Annotated in this window: 13 protein-coding genes; 11 read left to right on the top strand and 2 right to left on the bottom strand. The window is 61.3% G+C overall.

The window, feature by feature from the left end:
• The first annotated feature begins 497 nt into the window (after positions 1 to 497).
• Genes P0D84_RS09435 through P0D84_RS09425 form a run of 3 tightly spaced genes read left to right on the top strand, consistent with a single transcriptional unit; the run spans position 498 to position 2,925 of the window.
• Positions 498 to 743: a FeoA family protein gene (locus P0D84_RS09435; RefSeq protein ID WP_087753623.1), complete on the top strand. Its 246-nt coding sequence runs from the start codon at positions 498 to 500 to the stop codon at positions 741 to 743.
• Positions 740 to 2,599 carry a ferrous iron transporter B gene (gene feoB / locus P0D84_RS09430; RefSeq protein WP_408335286.1) on the top strand — a complete coding sequence of 620 codons (1,860 nt, stop codon included), beginning with the start codon at positions 740 to 742 and terminating at the stop codon, positions 2,597 to 2,599. Before P0D84_RS09435 ends, feoB begins: the two co-directional genes overlap by 4 nt.
• Positions 2,506 to 2,925 carry a DUF6587 family protein gene (locus tag P0D84_RS09425; RefSeq protein ID WP_408335283.1) on the top strand — a complete coding sequence of 140 codons (420 nt, stop codon included), beginning with the start codon at positions 2,506 to 2,508 and terminating at the stop codon, positions 2,923 to 2,925. Before feoB ends, P0D84_RS09425 begins: the two co-directional genes overlap by 94 nt.
• 634 nt (positions 2,926 to 3,559) lie before the next feature.
• On the opposite strand, the gene P0D84_RS09420 is transcribed toward P0D84_RS09425, so the two are convergent.
• Both P0D84_RS09420 and P0D84_RS09415 read right to left on the bottom strand, forming a co-directional pair.
• Entirely contained in the window at positions 3,560 to 3,808 is a 249-nt protein-coding gene (locus tag P0D84_RS09420) for a hypothetical protein (RefSeq protein WP_408335280.1), read from the bottom strand.
• A gap of 1,020 nt (positions 3,809 to 4,828) precedes the next feature.
• Positions 4,829 to 5,140: a DUF4148 domain-containing protein gene (locus P0D84_RS09415; protein ID WP_408335277.1), complete on the bottom strand. Its 312-nt coding sequence runs from the start codon at positions 5,138 to 5,140 to the stop codon at positions 4,829 to 4,831.
• A gap of 793 nt (positions 5,141 to 5,933) precedes the next feature.
• Here P0D84_RS09415 and P0D84_RS09410 point away from each other — a divergent pair.
• The 8 genes from P0D84_RS09410 to P0D84_RS09375 all read left to right on the top strand — a co-directional run bounded on the left by P0D84_RS09410 (position 5,934) and on the right by P0D84_RS09375 (position 17,541).
• Positions 5,934 to 6,605, top strand: coding sequence for a heavy metal response regulator transcription factor (locus P0D84_RS09410; protein ID WP_408339742.1), 672 nt, complete (start codon positions 5,934 to 5,936; stop codon positions 6,603 to 6,605).
• On the top strand, positions 6,602 to 7,996 hold the full coding sequence (locus tag P0D84_RS09405; RefSeq protein ID WP_408335274.1) for a heavy metal sensor histidine kinase: 1,395 nt from the start codon (positions 6,602 to 6,604) through the stop codon (positions 7,994 to 7,996). The genes P0D84_RS09410 and P0D84_RS09405 overlap by 4 nt, the downstream gene beginning before the upstream one ends.
• A gap of 262 nt (positions 7,997 to 8,258) precedes the next feature.
• Positions 8,259 to 9,533 (top strand): efflux RND transporter periplasmic adaptor subunit, encoded by a 1,275-nt coding sequence (locus P0D84_RS09400; RefSeq protein WP_408335271.1) that lies wholly within the window; start codon positions 8,259 to 8,261, stop codon positions 9,531 to 9,533.
• Positions 9,534 to 9,549: 16 nt separating this feature from the next.
• Positions 9,550 to 12,654: an efflux RND transporter permease subunit gene (locus tag P0D84_RS09395; RefSeq protein ID WP_408335268.1), complete on the top strand. Its 3,105-nt coding sequence runs from the start codon at positions 9,550 to 9,552 to the stop codon at positions 12,652 to 12,654.
• A gap of 16 nt (positions 12,655 to 12,670) precedes the next feature.
• Positions 12,671 to 14,167: an efflux transporter outer membrane subunit gene (locus tag P0D84_RS09390; protein WP_408335265.1), complete on the top strand. Its 1,497-nt coding sequence runs from the start codon at positions 12,671 to 12,673 to the stop codon at positions 14,165 to 14,167.
• A gap of 383 nt (positions 14,168 to 14,550) precedes the next feature.
• The gene (locus tag P0D84_RS09385; RefSeq protein ID WP_408335262.1) at positions 14,551 to 15,441 is read left to right on the top strand and encodes a LysR family transcriptional regulator; all 891 of its coding nucleotides are present in this window, start codon (positions 14,551 to 14,553) and stop codon (positions 15,439 to 15,441) included.
• A 172-nt stretch (positions 15,442 to 15,613) separates the two neighbouring features.
• Complete coding sequence (locus P0D84_RS09380; RefSeq protein WP_408335259.1) at positions 15,614 to 16,780, top strand: CaiB/BaiF CoA transferase family protein; 1,167 nt, start codon at positions 15,614 to 15,616, stop codon at positions 16,778 to 16,780.
• Positions 16,777 to 17,541 (top strand): enoyl-CoA hydratase, encoded by a 765-nt coding sequence (locus tag P0D84_RS09375; protein ID WP_408335256.1) that lies wholly within the window; start codon positions 16,777 to 16,779, stop codon positions 17,539 to 17,541. Before P0D84_RS09380 ends, P0D84_RS09375 begins: the two co-directional genes overlap by 4 nt.
• Position 17,542 lies beyond the last annotated feature (1 nt).

Genomic DNA, 17,542 nt, shown 5'->3' with positions numbered 1-17,542 from the left:
TGACAGTCCTTCTTCGTGATACCGAAAGCGCGGCATAGTCAGCGGCAGTGGTCGCCCAGCCGGTATGGGATATGGCAACGCGGATGTGTGCAGAGCGACGCCGGGCGGCAATCGCGCTCATCTCCATCGCATTACCTGGCACACTGACGACCGCTTATGCGCAAATGATCGTGATCGGCGTCGGTGCTGCGCTAGGGCTTGCGATGTGCCGGGCAACACCAACGACGGATCCCGGCCGCCTATCCCACCATCCGAATAAATTCCCCGCCTCCCGCGCCGTGGGGATCTCTGCCTTGATCCTTTTCTTCTCGGTCTTGCTGGGGCTTCCTGTGCTGGAATTGGCTCAGCGACATCCAATTACCATGACCGCGCGGTCGATGTCATGGAAGAACTGCGTGAAAGTATTCGTTCACCACGCAGCGATAGCATGGCCCGTATGCGTTGGCACAGGTAAACATCTATAATGAGAACGTTTCTCATTTCAAACTGTAAGCCAGATGCGCCTGCCCGAACTGCCCAAAGGTGCCCCCGCTATCGTGGAAAGTGTTCAAGATATCCACGCCGGCGATTCGATCGCCCAACGTCTGCGCGATCTCGGCTTTGTGCCGGGCGAACCCGTGCGCGTCGTAGCCTATGGCCCGTGGGGCGCGGACCCCCTTCTTATCCAGATCGGCTCGACCCGTTTCGCACTGCGCCAGGCCGAGGCCAATCGGGTCAGTGTGCGTGAGGTCGCCGGTTCATGAGCGAAGCAAGCTTGCGCGTTGCTCTCGTCGGCAATCCAAACTGCGGAAAAACAGCGCTATTCAACCAACTCACCGGCGGGCGTCAGAAAGTTGCCAACTACGCTGGCGTCACGGTCGAACGCAAAGAGGGCCGCTTCACTGCGCCTTCTGGGCGGCAGATCCAGTTGCTCGATCTGCCAGGCGCGTACAGTTTCAAATCCACCAGTCCGGACGAGCGTGTCACAAGGGATGTGCTGCTCGGCAACTATCGAGGCGAAGCGATTCCGGATCTCGTCGTATGCGTCGCGGACGCCACCAATCTTCGCTTGCATTTGCGCTTCGTACTTGAAGTGAAGCGGCTGGGGCGCCCGGTCGTGCTGGCGCTGAACATGATGGATGCCGCCGCGCGGCGCGGCATCACGATCGATGTTGCCGAATTGCAGCGCCGGCTCGGCGTGCAGGTGGTGCAGACGATCGCGGTTCAGCGCAACGGCGCCCGCGCGCTGATCGAACTGATCGACCTCGTGGATGCGCAGCCGTCAGACTCAACGCGCGTTTTAGCCGGAACGGCTAACAAAACGCACGATCAAGCCGACCTGCACGCCGAAGTCCGCGCGTTGCTGGCCGCTGCCGTGACGATGCCGCGCGCCACCGACGCGGTCGATGACGCCATCGACCGCTGGGCGCTGCACCCGGTGTTCGGTCTGCTGATCCTCACCGCGGTGATGTTTCTCGTCTTCCAGGCGGTCTATTCGGTGGGCAAGCCGATGACCGATGCAATCGGCGACGGCTTCACCTGGCTTGGCGTGCAAGCGGGGGCATGGTTGCCGGACGGTCCGCTGCACAGCCTCGTGACCGACGGTTTGCTGGGTGGCCTCGGCACCGTGCTTGGCTTCCTGCCGGAAATCCTGGTGCTGTTCCTGTTCATTCTGGTACTGGAAGAATCCGGCTACCTGCCGCGTGCGGCGTTCCTGCTTGACCGAATGATGGTGTCGGTGGGCCTTACCGGGCGCTCGTTCATCCCGCTGCTGTCCAGTTTCGCCTGCGCGATTCCTGGCGTGATGGGCACTCGTAGCATCACGGATCCACGCGACCGCCTCGCCACCATCCTCGTTGCGCCGCTGATGACCTGTTCGGCACGCTTGCCGGTCTACGCACTGCTGATCGGCGCGTTCATTCCCAACCATCGGGTGCTGGGCATTTTCAACCTGCAGGGGCTCATGCTGTTCGCGCTGTACGCAGCGGGCATTGCCGGCGCGATGGCAGTGGGCTGGGTCATCAAGCGTCTGCGCCGCGATCATAGCGAGCACGCACTCCTGATGGAATTGCCGTCATACCGCCTGCCAAAAGCACGTGACATTGCGATCGGCCTGTGGGAACGCGGCCACATCTTCGTGAAGCGGCTGACCGGCGTGATCCTCGCGCTGACGGTGCTGATGTGGTTTATCTCCACGTTTCCGTCGCCGCCTGTGGGCGCCACCGGGCCCGCCATCGATTACAGTTTCGCCGGCTACATTGGCCGCGGCCTGCAGTACATCTTTGCGCCACTCGGCTTCAACTGGCAGATCAGCCTGTCGCTGATCCCCGCGTTTGCCGCACGTGAGACGGCGGTTGCGGCGCTCGCCACCGTTTATGCTGTGGGCGGCGACGCCGACACGGTCGGGCTCGTACACGCATTGGCCGCTAACTTCTCTCTCGCGAGCGCGCTGTCGCTTCTGGTGTGGTTCGCGTTCGCGCCGCAGTGCATGTCGACGCTGGCGGTGATCCGCCGCGAAACGCGGTCGTGGCGCAATGTCGCGATCTCCTTTGGTTACATGTTTGTGGTGGCCTACGCGGCATCGCTGCTGACGTATCAGATTGCGAGGTGGTTCACGTGAGCCTGAGTCTCGGATTGCAGTATGTCGTGATTGCCTTCCTTGTGGCGCTAAGCCTGCTTCACACGTTTCGCAAGCTGGCGCCTCAATTGACGACGCGTTGGCAGGCCGTCGCCTCGGCCTGGCTTGTGCAACCGCAACGTGCGCGCGCAGCGCAGGCGCTGGGGCGCTGGCTGCGCCCTGGTCAGGCAACCGGCAACTGCGGGGATGGTTGCGGATCCTGCGGCAGTTGCGGCACCTCGCAGCCGTCATCGTCCGGAAGTTTGGAGCTGCAACCGCTCGAATTCCGGCCGCAGCAGAAGCGAAACACGAGCGCCACACGGCCATAATGGAAGTCGCGCTTCAATTGCCGCCAGCTTACATTCGAACGCCTTGCGGGGCCCAGCCGCACTACAGAAGCCTGTGTCGCCTTGCCTGCTGCGTCATTAAAAATGACCCGAGACCTCTTATGTTTGGCCTGGTTTGGTGACACCGATTCATCAGGATTTGAGCCTCGAGCGGTCTCAGGAGCTTGTGGACCACTGGATTGTCGACGCGCATGGCAATGATGTCGAATGACAGTCAATGGTTGCGGACTGTCATCCCGATCGAAAGCAGCGGTTCAATGGCAAGGTCTCTTTCCATTCGTCGGAACTCAGCCGCCGCTTACTCGATCCTGTCTCTCGGATTGCGTGCTTGATATGTTGACCCTTTGTGCGGTCGTCCAGAACGGTCCATATAGTTCAGGCCCTGCACAGATGACGGCGCATGATTTCTGTGTAACGAGATCGGCTTAAGCGGCCGACTGCGCACTTCTGCTACCGGGGGACGATCCGGCTCGCACGACACCGGATGCCTCCTGGCGGGCCACGACGGTTTCCAATTCCGCCCGACGATCAGCATCACTTGCGACGCGGCATAGTGCGCACGCGAACAGCACGAGAATGCCCCATGCGGACAGGCCAGCAGCCACGATCATTCCGGTCATGGTTGGCTCCCGCAGGGTGCAAATCCGCTGTACTGCCCGGTCATTTCGGCGAAGAACTTCGTAAGGCAGATGGCGAACGCACCTGCATCGGTCGGCAGTGCCGCTGTTCGAGCGCGTTCATGTCGGCAGCCCTCGTGTTGATCTACGACGCCGACGGCGATGATGTTCGCGGCCATCTTCCGCCGTTCTGCTGACGTCGGATCACCTCGGCGCAGTTCAAGCAAATCCCTTCCGTTCGTGCTCATCGTGGCGCTCACTGGATACAGATTCGGCTAAGTCAACAGTCCGGCGCTATACGTTCTTATTCAACCAGGGGACGAACGTGTACTCGTCGTACGCGTTGCTGCCGATATAAACCCAGTTATGCAGAACGTTTGACATGACTGACATTCACATGAAATCGCTGACTTCATGGAATCAAGATAGACGGACAACGCCAGGAAAACCATTCTACGAAGGGTCACAGCGGTTCTACGTAGACATAGTGCGCTTATACGTTTGTATACCTCGAGGCATCCCGGCATCCCGGCATCTCGTGTTCGAGTCTTGGCGGCGACGTAGCCCGATCCATTACCGTAAGCCAGTCATACGCAGATATGAGACATCCACGCCCAAGCAGGAGCAATGCCTGCCGTTCACAGAATGGTCTTTTTTGTCTTGCAGGTTTAGCTTGATTCGATCGTTGATGCATTCACGCGATGCGTCTGCAACGGCGCCATCTTCTTTAGTCAGCCCTGGATTATCGGGGCGATGACGGATACTCTGCCGATCTGCTAACCGAAGACGTCTACCACGAACCCGGCGAAACTAGCGTGAAGGATAACCAGTTGGCGCCGCGGACAACTTGCCGACACCGATAAGAGACGGCGTTTAGCATCAAGAAACGTCACATCGTTTCGACCGACGGCAGCCACGAAGGCGGTCCGCGCAAAGTACCTGGTCGCTCCAACCATGCTCAGTATCAACATCACCGCTGCCAGACGAAATATGACTGTCTGAAAGAAGCGCTCGGGTACACCGGCTATAAAAATGGCTGTCAATGCAACCAGCTGAATCAATATCGCCGCCGCTGACGCGGCTATCAGATGCGCACGAAAAGCACGCATGGTCTGCGGTGCTTTCGGGTTCGGCAACCACCTTGCCGAATTGAGCTTGGCTCTCGTGTTAACGCGTGTCCCCCGCATAACTTGATCAAACCGATTGACGTAGGCCAAAAAAACAGGCGTTAGCACCCTGATGGTCACCGCATGCAGTGACCATCAGTATCAATGATGGGAATAGATCGACTGGGCACTCGCCATCGTCGTGGGCGCACCCACCTGCAAAGAGCCACTCGCCACGCCACCCACTCCGCTGCTGTTCGATGCTGTGACATCCTGCGCGCCAACGTGTGCCTGCGCCGTCTGGATGTCAGCCGGATACTTCAACTTGCTCGGCCGGTAGCCCGCCTGTTCCACCCTGATCAGGTCCGCCCGGACGTCCGTACGCGTCACCGGCACACTAGCGTCCTGAGCAAAGGAGACGGTCGAAAGAGTGAGCAGCCCGGTAGCCAGGGCAGCATAAAAAAGCGTCTTCATCGTAGAGTACCTTCTAGAATGGGATGTGGTCGGCTTCGAACTGTGATTGAAATCACCGATTTCCTGCCTCGTCGCAACCGGAGTGCGCAGCGTTAATTCTGCATAGCGAAGGTGGACGTGTCCTGACGCTCACATTACATCGACGTCATGTTTGAATTTGAATGCCTGGAGTGAGCCGCCAATTGTTCCTTGCATCTATGCGTTGCGCACATTCACAGAACACGACTGCGGGCAGGTAACGCGATTTACGCCTGCGCAACCACCCGCAACGCTGACACCCGCCCCGATCCTGATACGAACAAAGCAACGACGCAGTCAGCACGTCGCATCGCCTTCATAGTGTCGCCATAGCTCCCCTGCATAACTTTCGAGCCTGGCTCCTCTAGATCAGACTACCTGGTGTGCAAACTGGTTGGGATGCAACAGGTGCGGATTGCGGCATCAGAGCCGTACATTGCTACCGGCCTCTCGCCCCGCTTTATCAGCGTCAACAACCCTCGGGGCTTGAACCGGATAAGTGTCCCGATTCATGACATTTTTGTCATTTTTCGTCCATCTTGACGCAAGGATGTCTTTCTTACAATTATCAACGTACAAGCGGTGTGACCGCCCCCATCAACGGCCGCGTGAAACAAGAGACCTCGCGCAATCGCGCATCCCGCCGGGGCGTAAAGATTCCACGGAGCCTACGGTACGGGGTAGTTGCTTGAAATTGCGTCGCTGCGCGGACGCAATTAGCGTCATGTACTATCTGCAATGGATTCACGACTTGCTGTGCGAAAGGGCTTTTATCATGCGTATCCTGATCGTCGAGGACGAACCGAAGATGGCCTCGTACCTTCGCAAAGGTCTAATGGAGGCAAGCTTCAACGTCGATATATCTAACGATGGCGAAGACGGTTTGTTCCAGGCGCTCCACGACGACTACGATCTGATCGTACTCGACGTCATGCTCCCGGGCCTCGACGGATTTGAGGTACTCAGACGCTTGCGAGCGCAAAAGCGCACACCCGTGCTCCTCCTGACGGCGCGCGATGCGGTGGAAGACAAGGTTGCCGGACTTGAATCGGGCGCCGACGATTACCTGGCGAAGCCGTTCGTCTACTCCGAACTTCTTGCGCGGATTCGCGCGGTACTGCGCCGACCCTCGCAATCAGTCGACCCTGTGCTGCGTGTCGGTGATATGGAAATCGACCTCATCAGGCGCCGTGTGCGTCGCGGTAACGTACGCATCGACCTGACTGCGCAGGAATTCGCGCTCGTGAAACTGCTCGCCGAGAGGCAGGGCGAAGTGGTCACGCGGGCAATCGTCACGTCACAGGTCTGGGACATGAACTTCGACAGCGATACGAACGTCGTTGAAGTGGCGGTCAAACGCCTGCGCGCAAAGATCGATAGCCCATTCGAAAAGAAACTACTCCATACGGTCCGTGGCATGGGCTATGTGATGGAAGAGCGACTATGACTGCGGCGGACGGAGCGTATTCGCTGCTTAGGCGTCTGAGTTTCGCTTTTACTATCGTCGCCATACTGGTGCTCTCGATGGCCGGCGGCCTCCTCTATCATTCGCTCTCCAGCCAACTCAGGCAGCGCGACGACAGCGAGATTTCGGTCAAGCTCGACGAGTTTCTATCGGCTGCTCGCAGATACGGTTCGGCGGAGGCAATCGGCAGCAATAGCGACGTGTTTCGAGAGGAATTGCTCACGCATCCCGCCATTTCATTCGCCATCCTGGATGGTCACGGAAGGGTATTGGCCGACTCGGCCCGGCGGGACCAGCGCTTGCGATCAATCGGGCCAGACAATCCCGCAGCACGGGAACCTTATTCATGCTCTCCCCCGTCCGTCGGGCCTTCGCGCTGCATATTCGGCGATGCAACGCTGCCTTCTGGTGAATCGGTACGCGTGCTGCTCGCACATGAAGCGACGACGCGCGAGTCCGTCCTGCGCGAGTACCAGGGCGATGTATGGCTCGTGCTCCTGGGTGGTTCCGCGCTGATGGGACTGCTTGGCTACGCCATTGCAAAACGGGGATTGGCACCAGTCAAAACAATCGGCCAGCGAATTTCCCGCATCGAAGCCCACAATCTTGGCGAGCGCCTCGATCTAAGCGGCGGTCCCGTCGAACTGCATGACATCGCGGTTCCGGTGAACCGGATGCTCGACAGGCTTCAACGTGCATTTGCGCGACTCTCGCAGTTCTCGTCCGATCTGGCACACGACATGCGCACGCCGCTCGCCAACATGATCAGCGCATCCGAAATCACTCTTTCGCGCGAGCGATCCACCGAGGAATACGAAGCGCTTATCGACTCGAACATCGAAGAATGCCAGCGGCTTCAACGGATGATCGAGACCATGCTGTTCCTCGCGCGAGCGGACCACTCAAAGGAACCGATCCGGCTGGGCGTGCTCGACTGCCATGAAGAATTCGCAAGGCTCACCTCGTACTTTGAAGGAATGGCCGAAAACAAGGGCGTCCATTTCGCAATCGACGGCGCAATCGAGGTCCACGCCGACCCGTCGATGCTTCGACGCGCCATCAGCAACCTCGTATCGAACGCGCTTGCTCATGCTGACGCCGAATCGGAGATCGAGCTGCGGGCCTACCGATGTGGCGAGTACGTCGCCGTAGGAGTCACTAACAACGGCCAAACCATTCCGCCGGAGCATATCGGCAAGATTTTCGACCGCTTTTATCGCATCAATGCTGCGCGGCAAGGATCGGCGAAAAACATGGGGCTGGGCCTCGCCATCGTACGATCAATCATGGAGTTGCATCGTGGCCGGGTCGAGGTCGTAAGCCACGCCGGCTTGACGACCTTTACGCTTTACTTTCCTTCCGTTATCGCCTGACACCCAGTCGCCGTTCCACACAATCACGCGGCATCCCTTCCTCGCAGAGTTCCGTTAGCTGATGCGCGCAAGATGGCGCGCGCCCGTCTTGCGTCGGCCACCTGATGTCGCATTCTGCGCGTGCCCTCCCAAGGTGTCCGAAATGACATCTTGCCGCCACCTCGTAATCAGACGCGCAACACGACAATACGCTCTCCAGCACTGAGGGAAGCCGTCGCCATACCTCAGCGTCCCAAGGTCTGTTCAATCATCGAGAGCTATCGTGAAGATTCGCCATCGCAAGCGTCTGCAGCTGTCTGTCGGGGGAGCGGGCATCCTCGTTCTTTGCGGCGCCCTGCTTTCCCTTCACTCACGGACTTCTCCCGCGGCTACCGGGTCAGCGCTGCCAGCTACGGCAGTCGATCAGGCTCCGCCGCTGCCCAATACCGTGGATCTGTCGCCCGAGGCGCTCGCGAACGTCAAATTGCAGTTCGCCAAAGCGGAGCTTCGGCCCGCTATGCATACCATTGCCGCTACCGGCGTTGTCGCATTCAATGCCAAGCGGCTCGCGCAGTTAGGCTCTCCTTCAAAGGCAAGGATCGTTGCTGTCGATGTCGCCACAGGCGACCATGTGCGTGCGGGGCAACGGCTCGCCACGCTCGACGAGTTCGACTTGAGCGACGTGCGTAGTCAGGTGGCAAGCGCGGCCGCCGCAGTGGCGGACGCGCAGGCCGCGGCCGATGCGGCCAATGCAGCACTGCAGCGTGGCACCGAGCTTGTCACCGGAGGCGGTATCGCGCAGAGTGAGCTCGACCGCCGCCGTGCTGCGGAGGTCAATGCACAGGCCATGTTGAAGTCGCGGCAAGCCGACCTGCAGAAGTGGCAGGGCATGCAGCAGCGTCTGATGCCGATCGGTGCCCCGGCGAGTCGAAACATTGGAACGGCCACGCTGGCCCGACTGAGCCCGGGCGATTCGCTGGGTGGGCTCGTCGCGCCTTTCGACGGTGTCATCAGCAGCGTAGGTGCCGCCGCCGGCGACATCGTCGACACGTCGTCGCCGATTGTGACGCTGGTCGACCTTTCGACAATGTGGGTGCAGGCCAACGTACCTGAGCGCGATGCCGCAGACGTACGCCCCGGTCAGACAGTGCTTGTCCGCATTGATGCGTATGGCAATCGACAGTTCAGCGGCCGTGTCATCGATGTCGCCGACCAGGTCGATACCAACACCGGCACCGTAGCGGTCCGCTGCGAGTTGCCTAACGGCGATGGCTCACTTCGCGCAAACATGTTCGGCACGGTCGAGATCCAGTCGCCGCTCGGTCGGGACACGACACTTGTGCCCGACACGGCGCTCCAGGATGTGAATGGACAGACAGCCGTATTCATTCCTTCCGGCAACGGTCATTTCACGTGGCGTGCCGTTCGCACCGGCTACGCCGCCGACGGCATGACGCAGATTCTCAGTGGCATGTCTGCCGGCACGTCCGTCGTCGCCGACGGCAGCTACTGGCTGAAGGCTGCGCTCATGAAGGGCTCCATTCCCGACGAAGGCTAATCCGCGAGCGTATGCCATGATTACCAAACTTGTCGAGGCGGCACTGCGAAATCGCGCCGCCGTGTTGATTCTCGTTGCAGTCCTGATTGTCGCCGGGCTATACAGCATCCAACGGCTGCCTTTCGATGCGGAGCCGGACATCTCGCCGCAACAGGTGCTGGTGACGACCCAGGCGCCTGGGCTCGCGCCAGTCGATGTCGAGCGCTCGATCACGGCGCCTGTCGAGCTCGCGCTGCAAGGCTTGCCAGGCATGCAGAGCCTGCGCTCAATCTCGCGTTACGGTCTCTCCGTGATTTACGTGCGATTCGCCGACGCGACGAACCTGTACCTCGACCGCAATCTGATCGGTGAGCGGTTGCAGACGATACAGCTTCCGCCAAGCACCAGCGCGCCGCAGATGGGGCCGCTGTCGGATGGCCTGAGCGAGATCTATCAGTTTCAGGTACGTGGCCACGGTCAGTCGCTGATGACGTTGCGCACACTGCTCGACTGGCAGATCGCACCGAAGCTGCGCCAGGTGGAAGGCGTGGTCGACGTGAATGTGAACGGCGGCCTCCTGAAGACGTACGAAGTGCAGGTCGACGACAATGCGCTCACGCGTTACGGCCTGTCGGTCGGCGACATCTTCAATGCCGCGCAGATGAACAATGGCGCAACTGGCGGCGCGACCATCGAGCACAACGGCGGAGAATCGATCATCCGCGGCGAGGGGTTGCTGCGTAATACGACCGACATCGGCAACATCGTGCTGCGTACCGCTGCGGGCGGCGCGCCGCTTTACGTTCATGATGTGGCGCATGTCGATGAGGCGCCCATGCCGCGGCTCGGCGCGGTCACGCGCGATGGCAAAGGCGAAGCTGTCGTCGGTGTCGTGCTGATGGGCATCGGGCAGAACACCCGCGTTGTCGCACAGCGCGTGCAGGACGCGATCAAGGAAATCAACCAGACGCTGCCGGCCGGCGTCGAGGTTGTGCCCTACTATAACCGCGCGGACCTGATGGACCGGGTGCTGCATACGGTCGCTCACAACATGGTTGAAGGTGCCGTGCTCGTTATCGCGGTGCTGCTTTTGCTGCTTGGGAATGCACGCGCAGGGCTGATCGTCGCCACGGCGATCCCGCTGTCGATGCTCGTCGCCGTCATTGCGATGTACGGGACGGGGATGTCGGGCAATCTGATGAGCCTGGGTGCGATCGATTTCGGCCTGCTGGTCGACGGCGCGGTGGTGATGATCGAAAACGTCGTGCGACGGCGTTCCGAAGCGCCCAATCAGCCGTTACGCCCGCTCGTGCTGGAGGCAGCCAGGGAAGTGTCCCGGCCTGTAACGTTCGCGGTTCTCATCATCACGGCCGTCTACCTTCCGATACTGAGCCTTCAGGGTATCGAAGGCAAAATGTTCCGGCCGATGGCGATGACCGTGATCTTCGCACTACTCGCGTCGCTCGTCCTCACGCTGACGGTCATGCCGGTGCTCGCTAGCCTGTTGCTGCGCGGCAAGGTCGCAGAGCGTGAAAGCCGCATCCTTCACTGGGTGCGTCTGCGCTATCAACCGATTCTCGCGCGTGCCGCGCAACAACCTGCGCTGACAATGGGGCTCGCCGTCGCGTTGCTCGCGGTGGCGGCCTTCGCCGCCACGAGGCTGGGCGCCGAATTCTTGCCGCGCCTCGACGAGGGGGCGCTAACCGTCACGACAACGAAGCTGCCCGGCATATCCGTGCCGTCCGCGGTAGAGGCGCAGACCATGGTCGAACGCACGTTGATGCGCTTTCCCGAAGTGCAGTCCGCTGTCACGCTCGGCGGCAGCTCGGAGATTCCGACCGACCCGATGGGCGTGGAGCAAAGCGACACCTTCATCATGCTGAAGCCGCAGTCCGAATGGAAGACGGCGCAAACCCAGGACGGCCTCGTCGCCGAGTACTCCGCGGCGCTGGATCGCGCAGTCCCAGGCCTGACGCTCGATTGGGCGCAACCGATCCAGATGCGCATGGACGACATGATCGCGGGCGTCCAGGCCGATGTTGCCGTGCAGATTCACGGCAACGATCTGCAAACGCTGCACGATACCGCCGAGCGGGTTGCGGCCGTGATCTCGCGGGTGCCGGGTGCGGCAGACGTCGAGGCGCAGCAAACGATTGGCCAGCCTTACCTGCGGATCATCGTCAAGCGCGACGCGGTGGCGCGGTACGGGCTGAATGCGAGCCAGGTGCTCGATCTCGTTCAGTCGCTGGGCGGCCGCAATGTCGGGACGATTGTCGACGGTGAAGGCCAGTTCGATATCCGGGTGCGCATGCGGCCGGAAGACCGCGAGGATGTGACGCGCATCGGCGCGCTACGCATCAGCAATGGCGATGGCCGGGCCGTCCCCCTGTCGGAGCTGGCAGACATCCGGATGGAGCCGGGACCGTCGACCATTGAGCGTGAGGAAGGCAGGCGCGTCATCCTCGTTCAGGCCAACGTGCGCGGACGCGACCTCGCCAGCTTCGTCCTCGCTGCGCAACACGCGGTTCAGACGCAAGTCAGGTTGCCGCCTGGCTACACCGTGTCGTGGGGCGGCAGCTTCAAGAACCTGCAGGACGCGATGGCGCGCCTTTACGTCGTGGTGCCCATCTCGCTTGTCACGATCTTTGCGTTGCTCTACCTGATGTTCGGCAATGCCAGTCTTGCAGCGCTCATCTTCTGCAACGTGCCGTTTGCAGCGATCGGCGGGATTTTCGCCCTCTGGATTCGCGGGCTGCCGTTCAGTATTTCCGCTGCGGTCGGCTTTATCGCGCTCTTCGGTATTGCCGTGCTCAACGGCGTCGTGCTGGTCAGCAGCATTGTCGAGATGCGGGCTCGCGGCCTGAGTGCCGTCGAGGCTGCGAAACAGGCTGCCGCGACCCGGCTACGGCCCGTGCTGATGACGGCGACCGTAGCCAGCCTTGGCTTTCTGCCCATGGCCTTCTCGATGAGCTCGGGCGCGGAAGTCCAGCGTCCGCTTGCGACTGTCGTGATCGGTGGCCTTGTGTCGGCAACCTTGCTAACGCTGCTGGTTCTGCCGACCGTTTATCCGTGGTTCGATCGCCGCAAGGGCACGGCGCGTCTTGCGCAGGTGCACGAGCGCGAAACGCAATTCGCAGAATGATGAGGGATGCTCTACCGTGACTGCCCTAAAACGTTTCCCCGTCCTGTTGATGCCGCTACTGCTGGCTGCATGCGCGGTAGGTCCTGACTTCAGGCAGCCGGCCGCCCCGAGCGGCGCGGATTACACGCATGATCCGCTGCCGTCGAAGACCGCTGCAGCTCCCGGCGCAGTGGGAGCGGCGCAGCAATTCTCTGTTGGCGGCGATATTCCTGGCCAATGGTGGACGCTGTTCCAGTCGCCCGAGCTCAACGCGATGATCGACCGCGCGTTCAAGGCCAGCCCTACCATCGCTGCCGCACAGTCTGCGCTCGCCGTGGCGCGCGAGAACATGCTTAGCCAGAAGGGGACGCTCTTTCCGAGCATCGGCGTCGACGCGTCAGGTAGCAGAAATGAAACGTCCACGGCGAGCCTTGCTCCCGTCGCCGCTAACAACCAGCGCATTTACTCGCTCTACACGGGTGAGCTGACCGTGTCGTATTCGCTCGACGCATTCGGCCTGAATCGCCGCATGATCGAATCGGCGGTCGCGCAAGCCGACAATCAGCGTTTCGAACTGGAAGCGGCCTATCTGACCTTGAGCAGCAATCTCGCGCTTGCAGCGTTCAACGTTGCTTCACTGCGTGGGCAGATCGCTGCGCAGCAGGAGGTGATCAAGGCCAATGCCGACCTGCTCGATATCCTCCGGCGCGAAAGCACACTCGGTGAAATTGCCGAGGCGGACGTCCTGCAACAGCAAGCGGTGCTCGCGCAGGCGCAGGCCGCGATACCTCCGCTTGAGAAGCAACTGGCGCTGCAGCGCGATGCGTTGATCGCGCTCATGGGCGGCTTTCCGAACGAGGATGTTGCGGCCGATTTCGACCTGTCCTCGTTGCACCTGCCTAAGGATCTTCCCGTCAGCCTGCCGTCGACCCTCGTGGAGCGCCGGCCCGACATTCTTGCCGCGGCTGCGGCCTTGCATGCGGCTAGCGCTCAGGTGGGTGTCGCGATCGCCAACCGGTTGCCGCAAATATCGTTGACAGCGGCCCTGGGAACTTCCCCCGCTGCCGTCGCAAATGCTTTTACGCCCTACAACCAGTTCTTCACCATCGTTGGGAAGGCCGCCCAGCCGATCTTTCAGGGTGGAGCGCTGCTGCATCGCCAGCGCGCGGCGCAGGCGGCATTCAATCAGGCCAGCGCCCAATACCGCTCGACGGTGATCAACGCGTTTCAGAACGTTGCCGATGTATTGCAGAGCGTGCAGGCGGACGCGAAGACGTTGCAGGCGGCCGTCAATGCGGAGCGGGCCGCCTTGCGCAGCCTGACTATCGCCCGTGAACGGCTGCGCCTGGGTGAATCGTCGTATCTGTCGGTACTCACCGCTCAACAGACGTGGCAAACGGCACGCATCGCGTCGATACAGGCGAGAACGGCCAGGCTGGCAGATACAGCGGCACTCTTTCAGGCCGTAGGCGGCGGCTGGTGGAACCGGTCCGATTCGCTCGTTTCGACGGCCGCGTCAAACGAATCACGCTAAAACAGATCATGAAACGACTTTGTATATTTCTTGCGGTTGTGATCATGCAAACCGGTTGCGCGACCCAGCCGCAATCGCGCCATCTCACCTCGAACCAACCGATGCCGGATGGCACAATAGTCGACTACGCCGGCGTGCCCTGCGGCAATCAGAATATGCATGTGAAATCGCCCGTCTGCCTGTTTCCGCGGACCCTGCTCGCGTCACCCGGAGCCCATATGGGGTTTTAATAATCGTCTCCGTTCAAGTCGAACGGCCGCCGTGGAGTCGGAGGGGCGTTGCCCGCCCGATATCATGCCCGGATTCGAGGCAGCGCCAGCCGAGCCCCCAACCGTCCGGCGTCTCTCCCCGCGCCAACTCCTTCGCTACGACCCGGAGCCCCCGTGAAATTCGACACCACCACCATCCGACTGATCCTCGCCATCGCTGAGGAGGGCAGCATTTCCCGTGCTGCCGACAGACTCAGTCTGGCAGTGGCGGCCGCATCCCGCCGAGTGACGGACCTGGAAGGCCAACTCGGCGCCAAACTCTTCAAGCGCGTACCGCATGGAGTCGAAATCACCGAATCGGGCCACAAACTACTCCAATACGTCCGGCAGATAGACAACCTCATCGACCGCCTCGATGGCGACGCGCAGGCGCTCAATCAGGGCCTCGACGGCCGCATTATCATCGGCGCGCCCAAGGCCGTCGTGATCCAGTTCCTGGCCCGCGAGATTGCCGACATCCAGCGCAAATATCCCGGCATCTCCTTGAAGATCGTCGAGGAGAACAGCAAGATCGTGCAGCAACTGCTGCGGGACAAGGTGATCGACGTCGGCATCTACGAGAAGAAAAGCGGCTTCCTGGATCTGGCGAAGTCCCCGTACAAAGAGGACCGCCTGGTGCTGGTCTATAACCGTCCGCATTTCCAGTTTCCCGACGGACCCGTGGGAATCGACGATATCCTCGATCTCCCTATCGTGAGTCTCGGCAAGGGCTCCGCGGTCCTGTCCGCCGTGAAGCGCGCGTACCGCAGCCGCGGACGGCTGTTCCCCAGCAATTTCACCGTCAGCGGCTTCGACACCATGCTGGCGATGGTGCGCCATGGCCTGGGCGTCGGCCTGATGCCGCCCGATGTCCTGCGCAGTTTTCATCCTGAGGAATCGCTGGCATCGGCCGAGCTCCAGGGCGACTGGCACCAGCGCAGCTACGTCCTGTCCTGCGTCGAGGGCCACGCTCAGAAGCAGACCCTGCGCAACGTGGTAACCGAACTGCTCGGCAGACCGACCTAGTCTCCGGGCGCGGGGCGCCCCGCCGCCCGGTTTCGCAACGCGCGAAACCAGACATGATCCAGGCGTTCTTGCGACGGCCTCGTCTGTAGCGGACAGTGAGAGCAGAAGACCGCTGGCCATGCCCTGCATGGCTAAGCGGGCTCACTCACACTTTCTACAGAGGAGACTCGGGATGACCGAATCGAAGCATCTGCCACTGCAGGGCATCCGCGTGCTGGACGTCAGCCAGGTCATGGCGGGCCCGTTCGCCTGCATGCTGCTGGCCGATATGGGCGCGGACGTAATCAAGGTTGAGCCGCCCGAAGGCGATCAGACCCGCGGCGCGATGGGCTTCAAGATGAAAGGGCCCGACAGCATGGGCTTCCTGAACATGAACCGCAACAAGCGCTCGCTCACGCTCGACCTCAAGAGCGACGAAGGGCGCGAGTTCTTCTACAAGCTCGCCAGGACTGCCGACGTGATCGTCGAAAACTACCGTCCGGGCGTGGTGCAGCGTCTGCGCATCGACTACGAGTCGATCAAGGCGATCAATCCGAAGATTGTCTACGTCAGTATCTCCGGCTTCGGGCAAAGCGGGCCATGGGCGTCGAGGCCCGGGTTCGACCTCATGGCACAGGCCATGTCCGGCGTGATGAGTGTGACCGGCTACAAGGACGGCAAACCCGTCAAGGCCGGAGTACCAGTGGCCGACATCGGCTGCGCGCTGTTCGCGGTCTACGGCCTGCTGTCTGCCTACATTGGCGCGCAGAAAACCGGTGCGGGTCAGCACATCGACGCGTCACTGTTCGATTCGGTCATGGCCTTCTCGATCTGGGACATGTCGGAATACTGGGGCACAGGCGTGCCGCCGACGCCCCTCGGCACCAGTAACAAGATGAGCGCGCCCTACCAGGCCGTGAGGGCGCGAGACGGGTACTTCGTGATGGGCGCCACCAATCAGAAGCTCTGGACGAAGCTGTGCGAACTGCTGGAGCGCCCGGACCTGGTCGCTCACGCCGACTATGCGAGCGTGTCGCTGCGACTGAAGAATCGCGAGGCGCTGATCGAAGCCCTGGAACAGGAATTCGCGAAGCGCAACAGCGCCGTCTGGGTCGACGCGATGCTCGGCGCCGGCATTCCGGCCGGCCCGATCCTGTCCTATCCCGAGGCGTTCGAGAGCGAGCACGCCACGCACCGTCGCATGTGCATGGAGATCGATCACCCTAACGAAGGCAAGGTCAAGAACATTGGCTTTCCCGTCAAGATGCTGGGCACGCCGCAGACGGTGCGTCGTCATCCGCCGCTGCTGGGCGAGCACAACGACGAGATCTTCGCCGAGATCGACGGGACGGCGCCATGAGCGAATTCGTCAGTCTCACGATCCATCAGCCGGGCGTAGCGGAGATCGTGATCGACCGCCCGGAGCGGCATAACGCAATGACGCTTGATATGTACGAGTCGCTGTTGACGCTGATCGCTGAGTGCGCGAAGAACAGCGGCGTGCGCTGCGTCCTGTTCCGGGGCGCGGGCGGCAAGTCATTCATGTCAGGCACAGACATCGCGTACTTCAGAGACTTCCGCACCGGCCGCGATGGCGTGGCCTACGAGGCCTTCGTCGAGCGGGTGATCGACACGGTCGAACGCATTGCGGTGCCCACCGTTGCCGTGATCGACGGGTGGGCCGTCGGCGGCGGCCTGGCACTGGCAACGGCCTGCGATTTCCGGCTCTGTAGCGACGGCTCGCGGTTCGGCGCGCCGATCGCGAAGACGCTCTCCAACACGCTGTCGTCGCGCAACATCGCACGACTGTATGCGGCGCTCGGCGTGCCGCAGGTCAAGAAGCTGTTGCTGCTCGCCGAATACCTGACCGCGCAAGAAGCGCTAGCGTGCGGCTATGTCTATGGCGTGTGCCCGCAAGACACACTGCAAGAGGACGCCCATACGCTCGCGCGACGGCTCATGGCACTTTCACCGGTCACTCAGAAGGCCGTGAAGGAAAGCCTGCGCCGCATCGTCGTCGAACAGCGGCTCGACGACGAAGATCTGATCGAAGAGGTGTACGGCAGCGCCCGTTTCAAAGACGCTGTGGTCGCGTTTACCTCGGGATCGTCGAAAAAATAAC

Source organism: Paraburkholderia sp. RL17-337-BIB-A (assembly GCF_046025895.1).
Lineage (GTDB): Bacteria > Pseudomonadota > Gammaproteobacteria > Burkholderiales > Burkholderiaceae > Paraburkholderia > Paraburkholderia fungorum_C.
This window is presented reverse-complemented; position numbering and strand designations above follow the sequence as displayed.

What these genes read in the sequence shown, in the direction of transcription:
- P0D84_RS09415 (WP_408335277.1), bottom strand. Translation starts at nt 5,140, where the DNA reads ATGAAGACGCTTTTTTATGCTGCCCTGGCTACCGGGCTGCTCACTCTT.
- P0D84_RS09380 (WP_408335259.1), top strand. Translation starts at nt 15,614, where the DNA reads ATGACCGAATCGAAGCATCTGCCACTGCAGGGCATCCGCGTGCTGGAC.
- feoB (WP_408335286.1), top strand. Translation starts at nt 740, where the DNA reads ATGAGCGAAGCAAGCTTGCGCGTTGCTCTCGTCGGCAATCCAAACTGC.
- P0D84_RS09420 (WP_408335280.1), bottom strand. Translation starts at nt 3,808, where the DNA reads ATGAGCACGAACGGAAGGGATTTGCTTGAACTGCGCCGAGGTGATCCG.
- P0D84_RS09435 (WP_087753623.1), top strand. Translation starts at nt 498, where the DNA reads ATGCGCCTGCCCGAACTGCCCAAAGGTGCCCCCGCTATCGTGGAAAGT.
- P0D84_RS09410 (WP_408339742.1), top strand. Translation starts at nt 5,934, where the DNA reads ATGCGTATCCTGATCGTCGAGGACGAACCGAAGATGGCCTCGTACCTT.
- P0D84_RS09375 (WP_408335256.1), top strand. Translation starts at nt 16,777, where the DNA reads ATGAGCGAATTCGTCAGTCTCACGATCCATCAGCCGGGCGTAGCGGAG.
- P0D84_RS09405 (WP_408335274.1), top strand. Translation starts at nt 6,602, where the DNA reads ATGACTGCGGCGGACGGAGCGTATTCGCTGCTTAGGCGTCTGAGTTTC.
- P0D84_RS09395 (WP_408335268.1), top strand. Translation starts at nt 9,550, where the DNA reads ATGATTACCAAACTTGTCGAGGCGGCACTGCGAAATCGCGCCGCCGTG.